At 54.0% G+C, this 13,025-nt stretch carries 11 protein-coding genes and 1 pseudogene; 8 read left to right on the top strand and 4 right to left on the bottom strand.

Going from position 1 to position 13,025, the window contains the following annotated elements; genetic code table 11:
• Positions 1-759: 759 nt before the first annotated feature.
• The 4 genes and pseudogenes from H6F46_RS09115 (at position 760) to H6F46_RS09105 (ending at position 5,569) form a co-directional block, all read left to right on the top strand.
• The gene (locus tag H6F46_RS09115) at positions 760-1,773 is read left to right on the top strand and encodes an ABC transporter substrate-binding protein (protein WP_190354520.1); all 1,014 of its coding nucleotides are present in this window, start codon (positions 760-762) and stop codon (positions 1,771-1,773) included.
• Positions 1,761-4,205 (top strand): ATP-binding protein, encoded by a 2,445-nt coding sequence (locus H6F46_RS09110; protein WP_190354272.1) that lies wholly within the window; start codon positions 1,761-1,763, stop codon positions 4,203-4,205. Before H6F46_RS09115 ends, H6F46_RS09110 begins: the two co-directional genes overlap by 13 nt.
• Positions 4,202-4,576: pseudogene (locus tag H6F46_RS19830) on the top strand (response regulator); the annotation flags it as partial. The gene H6F46_RS09110 and the pseudogene H6F46_RS19830, both read left to right, overlap by 4 nt.
• A gap of 93 nt (positions 4,577-4,669) precedes the next feature.
• Positions 4,670-5,569 carry a sensor histidine kinase gene (locus tag H6F46_RS09105; protein WP_370567114.1) on the top strand — a complete coding sequence of 300 codons (900 nt, stop codon included), beginning with the start codon at positions 4,670-4,672 and terminating at the stop codon, positions 5,567-5,569.
• A gap of 82 nt (positions 5,570-5,651) precedes the next feature.
• Here the strand turns inward: H6F46_RS09105 and tsaD are convergent, their stop codons facing one another.
• A complete protein-coding gene (gene tsaD, locus H6F46_RS09100; protein ID WP_190354276.1) occupies positions 5,652-6,743 on the bottom strand; it encodes a tRNA (adenosine(37)-N6)-threonylcarbamoyltransferase complex transferase subunit TsaD in 1,092 nt (363 codons plus the stop codon).
• 224 nt (positions 6,744-6,967) lie between these two features.
• Between tsaD and H6F46_RS09095 the strand changes: the two genes are divergently transcribed.
• The 4 genes from H6F46_RS09095 (at position 6,968) to H6F46_RS09085 (ending at position 8,451) form a co-directional block, all read left to right on the top strand.
• A complete protein-coding gene (locus H6F46_RS09095) occupies positions 6,968-7,450 on the top strand; it encodes a Photosystem I reaction center subunit III (RefSeq protein WP_099532392.1) in 483 nt (160 codons plus the stop codon).
• A gap of 104 nt (positions 7,451-7,554) precedes the next feature.
• Positions 7,555-7,683: a hypothetical protein gene (locus H6F46_RS19555; RefSeq protein ID WP_255508539.1), complete on the top strand. Its 129-nt coding sequence runs from the start codon at positions 7,555-7,557 to the stop codon at positions 7,681-7,683.
• Between the two features lie 23 nt (positions 7,684-7,706).
• Positions 7,707-7,832, top strand: a complete 126-nt coding sequence (gene psaJ, locus H6F46_RS09090) for a photosystem I reaction center subunit IX (protein WP_099532391.1) — start codon at positions 7,707-7,709, stop codon at positions 7,830-7,832.
• A 136-nt stretch (positions 7,833-7,968) separates the two neighbouring features.
• On the top strand, positions 7,969-8,451 hold the full coding sequence (locus tag H6F46_RS09085; RefSeq protein ID WP_099532390.1) for a photosystem I reaction center subunit XI: 483 nt from the start codon (positions 7,969-7,971) through the stop codon (positions 8,449-8,451).
• A gap of 348 nt (positions 8,452-8,799) precedes the next feature.
• Here the strand turns inward: H6F46_RS09085 and H6F46_RS09080 are convergent, their stop codons facing one another.
• The 3 genes from H6F46_RS09080 to H6F46_RS09070 all read right to left on the bottom strand — a co-directional run bounded on the left by H6F46_RS09080 (position 8,800) and on the right by H6F46_RS09070 (position 12,562).
• Complete coding sequence (locus H6F46_RS09080; protein WP_190354278.1) at positions 8,800-10,431, bottom strand: FAD-dependent oxidoreductase; 1,632 nt, start codon at positions 10,429-10,431, stop codon at positions 8,800-8,802.
• Positions 10,432-10,649: 218 nt separating this feature from the next.
• Positions 10,650-11,531, bottom strand: coding sequence for an NAD(P)-dependent oxidoreductase (locus H6F46_RS09075; protein ID WP_190354280.1), 882 nt, complete (start codon positions 11,529-11,531; stop codon positions 10,650-10,652).
• 425 nt (positions 11,532-11,956) lie between these two features.
• Complete coding sequence (locus H6F46_RS09070; protein WP_190354282.1) at positions 11,957-12,562, bottom strand: hypothetical protein; 606 nt, start codon at positions 12,560-12,562, stop codon at positions 11,957-11,959.
• Between the last annotated feature and the right edge of the window lie 463 nt (positions 12,563-13,025).

Below are 13,025 nucleotides of genomic sequence, written 5' to 3'. Positions count from 1 at the left end.
TGAGAATAGGTTTGACGATTTGAGAGAATGAGCGTAACATTGGTGTATTACTTTTTGATTGTTTGGGGTAAGAATTACATCTTCTTACCCCTTTTTTATAACCTGAATCTGTCATTCAACACTTCTGGCTCAACCCAACTCCCAAAGGCAGCATAACCTAAGATTTAAACAAGCGAAATTTGCATCTTTGCCATGCGCTCTTTTGATGAAAATTCGAGAATTAATCACTCATAACTTTGTGATTAAAAAATGAAGAAATTAGTTCATTGATTTCAATTAAATCAACTCAGTTCTGATCTGAGAATCATGGAGCAAATGTTGATTGTTGATTCCTGAATTGGGAACTTAATTATAAATTTTGTCAACTGCTGGGATCGGATTCTAGCAATGGAGAAACGGGCGTGCTACCTTGAAAGTCCGGAAAAACTCGTAAATTAGTTCGAGCATTTCGAAGCATTACCCCTGCCCATGACCTGTCTCTGTCACGATCTTGCCCCCCTGATCCCGATACGTTGGTATCAATTTAAACCAGAAAATCTGTATTGATCAATCCTGGTTGTTCCGGCATTGCTTGTAAAGCGGCCTGTGCAAGCTAAATCCTGAGACTATGAATCAGAGAAAAAATAAAATAATCCTAAAAAAGTTGAATTGCCATCTGTTGTTGTGGTTCGGTCTGAATGACCGATCGGCCCTCGGCTCAGAGTGAGCCTGCCACTCACTGCTCCTATTCTCTTCATTGCTGAAACTGATGGCTCCAAAATGATGGTTCCCCAAAAATTTCGACCCAAACGGTTCCCACAATTTCTGTTGGTTTGCGCACTCGTTCTGAGCCTGGTGATTCATGGCTGCTTGGCCGGTGGAAATCGCGAGCTGCCGGCCTTGCGAGTAGGGATGAATAATTGGCCCGGCTACATGATTGCCCTCTACGCCAAAGAAGCGGGCCTCTTCCAAAAGCGCGGTCTCCAGGTGGAGTTAGTGCGCTTCACCAATCAGCAAGATAATATTCGGGCTACCATTCGCGGCTCGTTGGATGCCAGTTTTGTGCCCCTGTGGGAGGCAATGCAGGTAGACCCGGGGAACGATCGCCCGGCCTATGTGATGGTGGCGGACATTTCCCACGGTTCCGATGGGATTGTGGCGCGATCATCCGTGCCCTCGGTGAAAGATTTGCGGGGCAAAACCGTGGCGGCCAAGTTGGGAACCGTCAGCCATCTGATCTTGCTAGAGGCTTTGCAGTCTCAGCAACTGAAGCCAACGGACGTGAAAATTAAAGACGTTTCCAACGATATTGCCGTGCAGTTGTTGTCCAAAGGCGAAGTGGATGCGGCGGTGGTTTGGGAACCATTGCTGAGCGAAACGGCGGTCAAAATTAAAGGTAAAGTGATTTTTACCACCAAAGATGTGGATAGTTTGGTGATTGATGGATTGGCCACGCGGGCTAGCTTTGCGGCGAATCATCAAGCGGAATTAACCCAACTCATGTTGGCTTGGTTGGATGCGATTCATGCGGTGGATACCCAGCCCGATCGCGTGTTTGCCAGCATTGCGCGTCAGTTGGGCCAAACGCCCGAATCCGTTGCCAAGGACTATTCTGGCCTGCTCAAAGGTGGAGTTGAATTGAATCGCCGGATGTTTGAGGGTCGTCTTGAAGCCGCTAAAAATGAAATTGTGCAGTTGCTGAAGTTAGACCCGCGCCATCGCCAGGTTATTCGTGAAGATATTGAGTTTGATCGTGGGCCGATGATGACTGCAATTGAACAATGGAAACCCTAATTTCAAGCCAAAACCCCGACCAAAAGTCCGGGACAATCATCATTACCCCATCGCCCAAATCTCCCAAAGCGGTTGCCCCTGCCCGCAGCCTGGCTCGGCAGCTCCTCAGCAAGCTAGGAATTTCCCTGATGGCGATCGGGGTGTCCATTTTGGGCGTGAACTATCACCTGATTTCGGCCCAATTGCAAAACCAAATGGGCAAGCGGGCCTTTGCCATTACCCAAGGTTTGCAGTTTGCGACGGAAGGACTGCTGGAAATTAGCCAAGAGAGCATTTTGCGGCGAGTGGTGCAAAATTATGCCACCCTGCCAACGGTGTTGGAAATTGCCATTTTGCGACCCGATGGCACGGTTTTAACCCATAGTTCCGGCTTCCTAGAAAACCAAGCCTATGCTGCAAAATATCCTGGACTGGCGGAACCGATTCAAGGGGCAGCCGCTTCGGGGGTCGAAGCCAGTTACCCCATGCAATTGCAGGGGCGATCGGTGTTGGTGAGCCTGATGCCCTTTAGCAGCACGCTTTTTCAGGTGCAAGGGAAACGAGGGTTGGCCGTGGTGATGCTGGATCAAGAGCAAACGGCCTTGGAAATTCGCCAGAGTTTTTTGACTTCCATGGTGACTTGGGGGGCTGGCATCATTGGCATTTTGGGTTTGGGAACTCTGCTGTTGCAGCGCCTGGTGTTGCGGCCTTTGAATCAGCTTCAGCAGGCGATCGGGGTTAGCCAAGCAGGCATGACTTTCACCTTGCCTCCGCAAATGCCTGACCATGAAATCGGCTTTTTGGCAAAAACATTTGAGCAGATTTTTACCCAAAATATTGCCTTGTTGAATCAAGCCCAACAGCAAACGGTGGCCCTGGCCAAAGCCAAAGAGGCGGCGGACGTGGCTAACACGGCCAAGAGTGAATTTTTGGCCAATATGAGCCATGAATTGCGAACACCGCTGAATGGCATTTTAGGCTATGCCCAAATCCTCTTGCGATCGCGCACCATGACCGAAAAGGAGAAGCATGGGTTAACGGTAATTTACCAATGCGGCTCCCATCTGTTGAATTTGATTAATGACATTTTGGATCTGTCTAAAATCGAAGCGCGAAAGCTAGAAATTTTGCCCGCTCCGGTGAATTTTCCAGCATTTTTGCAAAGTGTGATCGAAATTTGCAAAATCCGTGCCGAACAGAAAGAACTGAATTTTATCTATGAAGCCGATCGCCCTCTACCGGAGGGGTTGCTGTTGGATGAAAAACGCCTGCGTCAGGTGCTAATTAATTTGTTGGGCAATGCCATTAAGTTCACCGATGTGGGATCGGTGACGTTGCAGGTGCAATGGGTCGATCGCCCCGTGGAAACCGCCGCAAACCCCCACCAACCAGCACAACCTTGCTTGCGGTTTGTGGTGAAAGACACGGGCATTGGCATGAGTGCCGATCAGTTGGGGCGTTTGTTCACGGCCTTTGAGCAGGTGGGCGATCGCCGCAGAAATGCCGAAGGAACCGGTTTGGGTTTGGCCATCAGCCAGCAAATGGTGCAGTTGATGGGCGGAACCATTCAAGTACAAAGTACCTTGGGCGTGGGGAGTGTTTTTTCGTTCCAGTTGTTATTCCCAGAAACCGATCGCTGGCAAGTGCCGTTGCTGGAGTCCTATAGTCAATTGGTGGTGGGCTATGAGGGGGCGAAGCGCAATTTGCTGATTGTGGACGATCGCCCCGAGAATCGATCGGTGTTGGTGGCATTTCTAGAGCCGCTGGGATTTGGTTTGGTCGAAGCAGAAAATGGACAAGCGGCCTTGAACTATTTGCGATCGCAGATTCCCAATCAACTCCCAGATTTGGTGATTACGGATTTAGCCATGCCTGTGATGGATGGCTTTGAAATGCTGAAAAAAGTCCGCAATGATCCGCTGCTCTGTCACTTAAAAATCTTGGTTTCTTCCGCTTCTGTGACGCAACTCGATCGCCAAACTAGCATCGAAGCGGGCGGTGATGACTTTCTGACTAAGCCAGTGTCAATGGCAAATTTGCTGGACAGTTTGCAGCGCCACTTGGGCGTGGTTTGGCGCTATGAATCGGAGGATGTTGCTGCGGGTTCTCAGTCCACAGCAGCCCATTTAACGAATGAATTCGCCGAACAAAAAGCCATTCATTTACCCGATCGAGCAACCCTGGAAAATCTGCTAGATCTGGCCCAGCGGGGACGCTTAAAACAACTCTTGGCAGTTATTGACCCCCTGCAAACCCAAGATCCGCAACTGCAATCCTTCTGGAAGGAATTGCGATCTTTGGCGAAAACCTTCCAAGCGGAACGGATTGAAACCCTGCTGCAAACGGCCCTGGCCAGTCAAGATCAATCGCTGCCCAGCGAAGATCACACTGAGCCGGCCATTGCTGGGTCAGCCATTACCAGTCAGCCATCAACCTTTGGAGAGTTCTCATGACCAATATGCTATCGGGTTTGATTTTGATTGTGGATGATACGCCAACGAATTTGGATGTGGTTTGTGAAGCGTTGAGCGATGCGGGACTTGAGGTGGCCATTGCCACCAGCGGTGAACGGGCGCTGCAGCAGGTGCAGCGAGAACTGCCGGATTTGATTCTCTTGGATGTGATGATGCCAGGAATTGACGGGTTTGAAACTTGCCAGCGCTTGAAGGCCGATCCCTTGACTCGATCGGTGCCAATTATTTTTATGACCGCGCTTTCGGATACGGATAGCAAAATTAGGGCCTTAGACTTAGGAGCCGCTGATTACATCACGAAGCCCTTCCAAGAACAAGAGGTGCTCGCAAGGGTCAAAACCCATTTGCAAATTCGATCGCTGACCAAAGAACTAGAACAGGATTTGGATCAAAAAAATGCGGCTCTGCAAGCTTCCCAATTGCACCTAATTCAAAGTGAAAAAATGTCTGCCCTGGGAAATCTGGTGGCAGGGATTGCTCATGAAATTAATAACCCGATCGGGTTCTTACGGGGCAGCATTGAGCACATTCAAGACTATTTGGAAGATTTGATGGAGCATTTGGACTGTTATCAACAGACCTACTCGGAAGCGAGTGCCCAAATTTTGGATCATGCGGAAGATATTGAGCTGGACTTAATTCGCGAAGACTTGCCCAAAATTCTCGATTCCATGAAGGCCGCTAGCCATCGCATCGCAGAAATTAGCACCAGTTTGCGAACTTTTTCGCGATCGGATAGTGATAATGAAGATGCTCAGGTGTTGGCAGATATCCATGAGGGCTTGGATAGTACCTTGTTGATTTTGAAATATCGCCTGAAAGCGAGCGATCGCCGCCCAGAAATTTTGATTCAAAAACTGTATGGGAACTTGCCGGAAGTGCCTTGCTTTCCGGGACAGCTCAACCAGGTTTTTATGAATTTGTTGGCCAACGCGATCGATGCCTTCGATGAAGCCACCCATCAACAATCCTTTATGGAATTGGCAACTCGGCAGCCAACCATCACGATCGAAACCCTCCTAGCACCCGATCAACAATCGGTGGAAATTTGGATTCGTGATAATGCCTTTGGAATGAGTGAAGCGGTGCAGCAGCGCATTTTTGATTGGGCTTTCACGACCAAAGGCGTGGGGCGCGGCACGGGGTTGGGTTTGGCGATCGCCCGCCAAATTGTGGTCGATCGACATCAGGGCGAACTGACAGTGAACTCAACCTTGGGAGAAGGCAGCAGTTTCTGTTTGCGGTTACCGCTGCCCTCAATGTTTTCTGATCTGACTTGGGGCAGTGGCGCGATGATGGGAGGGGTGTCGCCCAGTTCCCTGGTGGAGTCCCGTTGTTTTTGAGGGCCACCGTTTTTGCTCAATTAACCGGAGATCGTCCCTGTGGATCTGGCTCCGATCGTTTAACGGGAATTGCCCAACCTTCCTAGGTCTGCAGGGATTCCAGCACCCAGGGAGATTGTTTCGGGGGTTCCATCTTCGGATAGAGCGTTAGCACCTGTTCCAAACCCAGGCGCGATTGGGCGGCGGTGCTGAGGGGCGATTGTCGCTCCCGATCGAAATGTTCACCGGCCGCACAGGCAATCATGGCCGCATTGTCGGTGCAGAACTTCATGGGCGGGAACAAAACCCGTAGCCCCAAGGGTTCCGCCGCCGCCGCCAGGGTTGCCCGCAAGCCACGATTGGCCGCCACCCCACCCCCGATCGCGATCGTCGAAAAGCCCAGATCCTGTGCCGCCGCGATCGTCCGCTTGGTGAGGGCATTCACCACCGCCGTTTGGAAGCTGGCGGCCAAATCCGCCAAAGGCAACTCAGGGGATTCCGCTTGCAGTTTTTGCACCAATCGCAACATGGCCGTTTTCAGGCCGCTGAAGCTGCAATCGTAGGGATGAAAGCCCCCTTCCGGCAACGAAACGCGCCCTTCCGGCAACTTGAAAGCCTTGGGATTGCCCTCGGCCGCCAGGCGATCGATCACGGGCCCGCCCGGATAGCCCAAGCCCATCAACCGCGCCACCTTGTCAAAGGCCTCCCCCGCCGCGTCATCCCGGGTTTGACCCACCGTTTCATAAACACCCGAGTCGCGCACCGCAATCAAGCTGGTGTGACCCCCAGAAACCAACAGACACAGGAACGGCGGCTGTAACGTTGGCTCCATTAAATAGGAGGCGCAGATATGGCCTTCCAGGTGATGCACCGCCAAAAAGGGTTTTTGGTGCAGCATGGCCAGGGTTTTGCCCGCCGTCAGCCCCACCAACAGGGCCCCAACCAAACCGGGCGCACTGGTGGCCGCCACCGCGTCGATCGCCCCCCAATCGAGACCCGATTCCTGGAGCGCTTGGGCGATCGTCCAATTAATCGTTTCCACATGGCCCCGGGAAGCCACCTCCGGCACAATGCCGCCGTAGGGCTGGTGGAGGGCAATTTGCGACGAGACCACATTGGCCAGCACTTGACGATTCTTTACGATCGCCACCGCCGTCTCATCACAACTTGTTTCAATTGCTAAAGCAGTCGCCATCGTTGGGAATTTGGCTGATATGGTGAGGGGCAGTATTGGCCATTTGTTGAAGTCTAACTGGTTTCGGCCGAAGACTTCAAACGCGCCCTCTGCCTAGCCTTGCGCGGTCTGGTGTTCCTCCTTAAAGGGATCCAAACCCACGGGGCGATCGGGCAAAGTTCTCGCGACAAATTGCCGTGATTTGTAACAGAAACGTATTGTTTCATAAAGAAAGGAAACAATCTATGCGTCAGTTGTTTGCAATTGCGCTAGCGGTTTGCCTCTGGTTTGGGTTTGCTGCCCCGGCTAAGGCAGATTACTACGCTAACCTGACCCCCTGCGGCCAGAACGCTGCCTTCGTCCAACGCGCCAAAGCAGCCACCACGCCCCAGGCGAAAGCTCGTTTTGAAAAGTATTCCACGCTGCTGTGCGGTGAAGAGGGTCTGCCTCACTTGATCACCGATGGCAACCTGTCTCACCTGGCAGAATTCACGATCCCGAGCTTGGCTTTCCTGTACATCGCTGGCTGGATTGGCTGGGCTGGTCGTTCGTACCTGCAAGCCGTCAAGAAGGGTGACAGCCCCGAAGAAAGCGAAATCATCATCAACGTGCCTTTGGCTGTGAAGTGCTCCTTGGGTGGTGCGGCTTGGCCCGCAGCGGCCTTGGCTGAATTCAGCAGCGGTAAGTTGTTGGCCAAAGACAGCGAAATTACGGTTTCGCCTCGCTAAACCCGGTTGGTTTACCGGGGTGCGGTAAGGGCACAGGTTTATGGTGACAAATCGGATGATGACCTCGATCGGTCAGCCTCCGTTGCTGGCAAACAACTGATTCTGTGAGCGATCGCCTGGGGCTGGGAGGCACAACCAACCGACCCGGTGATCGCTTCCCTGTTATCAGCGATCGCCCCGTTTCCGTTCCCGCCTGGGCCATGGCCGATCGACCCCCACTCCCCTGTTTTTAGAGATCTGGATTCGGAGACCATCCATGAAAGACTTGCAGCGCTATTTGTCCTCGGCTCCTGTGTTGGCAGCCGCTTGGGTTACCTTCACCGCTGGCCTGTTGATTGAATTCAACCGGTTCCATCCGGATTACTTGGTGCCGCCCTTCTAAATAAAGGGCGATCGCAGTTTGGGCGTTGGGTTGGGTCTGCCAAAAGGCAGCCAGAACACCGGCCCACGATCCAAACAACCAGTTTTGAAAACGCTTTGTCCCGCTGATTGCACGCTTAACCTCTAGAGGGAAAACTATGGCTTTGGACGTGGTTTCTCATAACGGCGATCCCCAGGTCGGCGATCTGGTGACTCCGATCTCCGGTTCTGGTTTTACGAAGGCTTTGATTCAAAATCTGCCGGCCTACCGCAAGGGGCTGTCGCCGATTCGTCGTGGTTTGGAAGTGGGCATGGCCCATGGTTATTTGCTGTTTGGGCCCTTTGCCTTCACGAGCCAATTCCGCAACACCAGCTACGGCACTTTGGTGGGCTTGATTGAAGCAATTATTTTGGTGACGATTCTGTCGCTGTGCCTGTCGGTCTATGGCAACGTGACGACCAAGGCTCCTTTGGCCTCCGTGGCCGTGTCCGAAGTGCCCGCTGAGTTGGGCACGAAGGAAGGCTGGAGCGAGTTCGCTGGCGGCTTCACGATCGGTGGCATCGGCGGCGCGGCCTTCGCTTACGCGGTTTATTCCGTGGTGCAGTCGGGCGTGTTCCAAACCTTTGCGAACGGTCTGTAATTGACCCAACGTTAGGTTTTCGCTCTGAAAAAGGCGGTGGTCTTGGTGGCCATCGCCTTTTGATTTCTTGATTTTGGGTTAGTCAACGGTTGTTGAGGAATTTCTAGGCGCTGGTTTTTGAATTCCTAGTAGTAGCATGGCTACCTTAATTCACTGGATTAAATGACCTGGCTGTTACCGTCACCTGATCGTTAAGCAGCAAGGGGCTTAAGCCCCTTGTTACCACGACTGGCTCCGCAACTTTGACCCAATATTTTAAGGATGTCGCGCTAGTAGTTTTGTAGTTTTGTAGGTTGGGTTGAGGGACGAAACCCAACAGAAACAAAGCTTGTGCTGATTTTTGAATCCCTAGGAGTCGATCGCGGCGGGCAAATCCGCCAGCCAGCCGGCCGCCCGTTGCCCATTGCCGGGGCCGCTGGCCAAACCCCAAGACCCGGTTCCCGTAATCACAAACCCATTGGGGCCACAGGGAGTCACCGTTGATTGGCCATCCGCATGGACTGGCCGCGCCCCCACCCAGGGTTGCAGAGCCGCCAACGATGCCCAATCTGGGGATTCGGACTCCAAATTGGGGGAGCCATGGAGCGCCCACAGTTCCGGAAAGAACTGCGCCGCCGCCCTCAGTTGCGATCGCAGGGCCCACTGTGCGCCGGGGTGTTGTAAATCGAGGGGCCGATCGACCCCGGGATAGAACTTGCAGCCGCCGATCCGAATTTCCCAATTTCCGGCGTTGGCTCCCAGGGCTTCCGGCTGGAATCGATCGAGCCGACGTGGATCCAAAACATCCAGGGGAATGAGCCGATCGCCCCAGGCCGCGGCCCAGGTGCGATCGATCCAATCAGTAGCATCCCCGCTCATATCCAATGCCAGGCGATCGAGCGCCCGCTGCTGATCCAACCAATCGAGAAAAGCCGTCGCCGGAATCAAGGTGGGGCTGATCACCAACGGCCCGGCGCTGCCGTCCTGTTTCCAGGCCCGGCGGGGAAAGGTCAGGCCCCGGGCGATCGCCGATCGGGGAATGGCGAAGGTGATCGATGTGCCCGCGATCGGGAAGAGTGGTTGGCTGACCGCGCCGCTTTGTTCCAGCAGCGGATCAAACCCCGTGGCAAAGATGAACCGATCGGTGGCGCGACCGAGGGTGATCGCCTTGCCCCCTTGGTGGGCCCGCAATTGCTGGATTTGACCGCTGGCATCTCGATCGATTCCGGCAATTTCCGTGTTCAGTTGCCACTGAATCCGCCCCATTTGGTTCAACCGATCGGTCAATTCCGCCACCAATCGGCCCGCATGGATCGCGCCCCCCGGTTGGCGGGTGATTTGGCCCGCAAAGGCCGCCGCTCCCAGGAAAGGAGCCAAACCGGGATTCAGGGCCAAGGCCTCCGCCACCGACACCAGAGCCGCCACGGAGCGATCGCCTGCGGCCCGATGCAGCCGCGCCACCTCTTGGTTGGCCTTGGTTTCAGCCTGGGGCCCCTGATAAACCCGCAGTTTCGCCCCCAATTGCAAACCGGTGCGGGCCGCCAGGTGCGGATCTTGAGCAGCCAGCTCGCGCCAAAGGTGCAAATTGCGGAACCCCAATTGCAGCATGGCCCGCTCCCGATCGGCCGCCGTGGTTTCCTGGGCCCGCGCCCGCTCCAAAAATGCCCCGATCGCGGCTCGATCGGCCCCCTGAGCCACAAACCCTGGATAGGCATAGCCCCCCTGATCCACAGGTGTTTCAAAGGCCTGGGCCAATTGCGCGGCCGTGAGACCGCCGGCCACCAGCCCTTCGGTGGCCGTCAAGCTGCGCCCATTGCCCGCCGTCAGGCCCGCCCCCGGTGTGGCGGCGCGATCGACCATGACCAAGGGCAGTTCCGTTTGGCCCGTTTGGCGAATGGCCCAAGCGGTCAACAAACCCGCCACGCCCGCACCGACGATGTAGACCCGACGGGCGCGGGGCCCGGTGGTGCGATCGACAGGATTCAACAGAACAGAGGACATGGCAGCAACTTGGGGTCTAGGGGATGGGAGCAGGCGGGTCGATCGGGTGGGCGATCGGGGATAATGAATTCAGAATAACTATTCAACGATGAATCGATGAAAGCTTCAAGGGCTAAACAGCGGTCACCATGACCGTTGGCAACGGCCGCCGTAGCCCAAAGCTCATTTTAAAAACGATCGCCCCAACGATCGCCCATTCACGCCGCTGCCCAATCGGCCTAAGGTTCCGGTTCTGTCGCCGGAGCGATCGCCGCAAACAGCGCCGAATAGTCCGTGTTGCCCAACCCCAGAGCGATCGCCCGTTCCACCACTGCTCGCACCGCCTGCACCGGAGCCGTTTCGATTCCTTGGGTTCCCGCCGCCTGGCTAAACAAGTCCAGATCCTTCAGCAGATGCTTCGTGGGGAAATTGGGGCGATCGAAGTCCCGATCGAGCATCCGTTGCAATTTCTTGTCAAAGGTCGGCGCGTAGAGGGCGCTGGGTCGCAAAATCTGCAAAAAGGTCTCCACGGCAATCCCTTCCCGCTGCACCAGAGCCAAACTAGCCGCAAACGCCGTGGTCAGCGACCCAATCAACTGATTCATGGCCAGTTTCAGGGCCGCCGCCGATCCCACGGGCCCCACCAACAGCGGCTCAGGGCCAAAGGTTTGTAACCAAGCCCGATCGCACTCAAACTGCTGCGGCGTGGCCCCCACCATCAACAGCAACTTACCCGCGCTCAGTTCGGGAATGCTACCCAGGACGGGCGCTTCGTAATAGTCACAGCCCAAGGCGGTCAACTCCGCGCCGATCGCCCGGCTTTCCTCCGGGGCGATCGTCCCCATTTGCACCACGGTTTTGTCCGCCAACAGCGCCCCGATCGCCCGATCCAGCAGCACCGATCGAATCGCGGCCCCATCCGCCAGCCACAACACCACCCGATCGGCCGGGGCGATCGCTGCCGCCAAGTCCGTCGTGGTGTTCAGGCGATCGATCCCTTGCAACGGTTCCAGAGCCTCGGGCGATCGATTCCAAGCCACCACCTCCTGCCCCGTTGCTGCCAGCCGCCCGGCCGCAGCCCGACCCATTAACCCCATGCCCAACACGGCTACTACAGTCATTGCGCTTACTTTTGTTCTGAGCGATTAGTTTGCGTGATCCTTAAGATCGCATCAAACTGCTGAGAAAATATGAATCCTTAAATGTCAATGATCAACTGAATCGATCATCCCGTAGGTTGGATGGAAGTAAGGCTAAATTGTTATGAAATGGTTGATTTTTCTCCCATACACCGAAAATTTTGACCACTCAACCGATCGACCCGGTTGGAGGGCGTACAGCGGTACGCCCCTACCCGATCGGGCCTTGTTGATTGGAGCGATCGATGCGGAAAAATCGATCAATTTCCGTGGGGGCGCATCGCCATGGGCCCTCCGATACGTTGATTGGGCCTTGTTGATTGGAGCGATCGATGCGGAAAAAATTGATCAATTCTCGTGGGGATGCATCGCCATGCGCCCTCTGATCCGCTACACACGATTTTGAATTAATGGGTCGATCGCCCGGCTTGGTTGCACTGTTTCAGCAGTTGGTGCAGCACTCCTAACAATTCGGCTGGATTGCGATTGGAGTATAAGCCCGTTTCATAAACCTGACCGGACGAATCGAGCCGATAAAACCGCCAGCCGTCGCCATTGGTGACAATTCCCAACACTTCAATAGTTCGATCGCCATTGCAATCTTGGCAAGCTTTCATTTCCACTAAGCATTGGGCTAATCCTTGCTCAAAGTCGTCTTTTTTGGCTTCCACAATGCACAAAAAAGGGGCGGACACATAGTCTCGGCGCTCTGTGATTAAGTAATCAACATTGCCGGTGACTTGTGCTGTTTCTAGCTTAACGCCTTTCCAGATTTTGAGATTTTCTAGATCGGTAATGGCTTCTTCGCAAAATGCATCAATAATCAGTTCTTTGGATTTTTCGCAATAGCGTAAATCAAAATGGGCTTGCAGGCGGCGCAGGCGTTCTTGAAAGAAGGCGCTAGGCGATCGCGTTGGGCTGTCCAGTTCCCATGGTTTTAATTCGGTTAGGTTTAGGTGTTGATAGGCTTCTGTAAGGGTGAAGCTGGAAAAGTTTTTGCGTTTTTTAATCATTGAATTGGATCGCTTGACTCCAGATTTATTGATCATTATCGATCATTGCGAAATGGTCGATCGGCTGGTCTGGCCCTACTCCATCATTCACCGCTCGATCGACCCGTAGGGTGCATGGGAGAACGTTCGGAAGGAAATAGCAATCTCAATTCATCTCCCATGCACCGCCACCCATCGCGCATTCAACGACCATCATTCGGTTGAGTGGCGATCATTCTGCGGCGCATGGGAGTACAAATGAAGCGTTTCGTGGCCATTGGGGGTTGCTCCCATGCACCCTACAATTGGGGAAGACACTTTAATTGTCAATTCATGGCAATTGATCGACCCGGTTGGAGGGCGTACAGCAGTACGCCCCTACCTGATCGAGCCTTGTTGAATGGAGCGATCGCTGCGGAAAAATCCGATCTGCAAAATCTCTACGGCTTCCTGAAATGTGATACAAAAAGTCAGGATCTTTGCG

This window comes from Limnothrix sp. FACHB-1083 (assembly GCF_014696485.1).
GTDB lineage: Bacteria > Cyanobacteriota > Cyanobacteriia > CACIAM-69d > CACIAM-69d > CACIAM-69d.
Note: the sequence above shows the minus strand (reverse complement) of the source record. Positions and strands in the feature narration are given on the sequence as shown.

Bases quoted from the DNA above. Each gene is read 5' to 3' on its own strand.
- psaJ (WP_099532391.1), top strand. From the start codon at position 7,707: ATGAAAGACTTGCAGCGCTATTTGTCCTCGGCTCCTGTGTTGGCAGCC.
- H6F46_RS09080 (WP_190354278.1), bottom strand. From the start codon at position 10,431: ATGTCCTCTGTTCTGTTGAATCCTGTCGATCGCACCACCGGGCCCCGC.
- H6F46_RS09105 (WP_370567114.1), top strand. From the start codon at position 4,670: ATGTCTGCCCTGGGAAATCTGGTGGCAGGGATTGCTCATGAAATTAAT.
- H6F46_RS09075 (WP_190354280.1), bottom strand. From the start codon at position 11,531: ATGACTGTAGTAGCCGTGTTGGGCATGGGGTTAATGGGTCGGGCTGCG.
- tsaD (WP_190354276.1), bottom strand. From the start codon at position 6,743: ATGGCGACTGCTTTAGCAATTGAAACAAGTTGTGATGAGACGGCGGTG.
- H6F46_RS09095 (WP_099532392.1), top strand. From the start codon at position 6,968: ATGCGTCAGTTGTTTGCAATTGCGCTAGCGGTTTGCCTCTGGTTTGGG.
- H6F46_RS09115 (WP_190354520.1), top strand. From the start codon at position 760: ATGATGGTTCCCCAAAAATTTCGACCCAAACGGTTCCCACAATTTCTG.
- H6F46_RS09070 (WP_190354282.1), bottom strand. From the start codon at position 12,562: ATGATTAAAAAACGCAAAAACTTTTCCAGCTTCACCCTTACAGAAGCC.
- H6F46_RS09085 (WP_099532390.1), top strand. From the start codon at position 7,969: ATGGCTTTGGACGTGGTTTCTCATAACGGCGATCCCCAGGTCGGCGAT.
- H6F46_RS09110 (WP_190354272.1), top strand. From the start codon at position 1,761: ATGGAAACCCTAATTTCAAGCCAAAACCCCGACCAAAAGTCCGGGACA.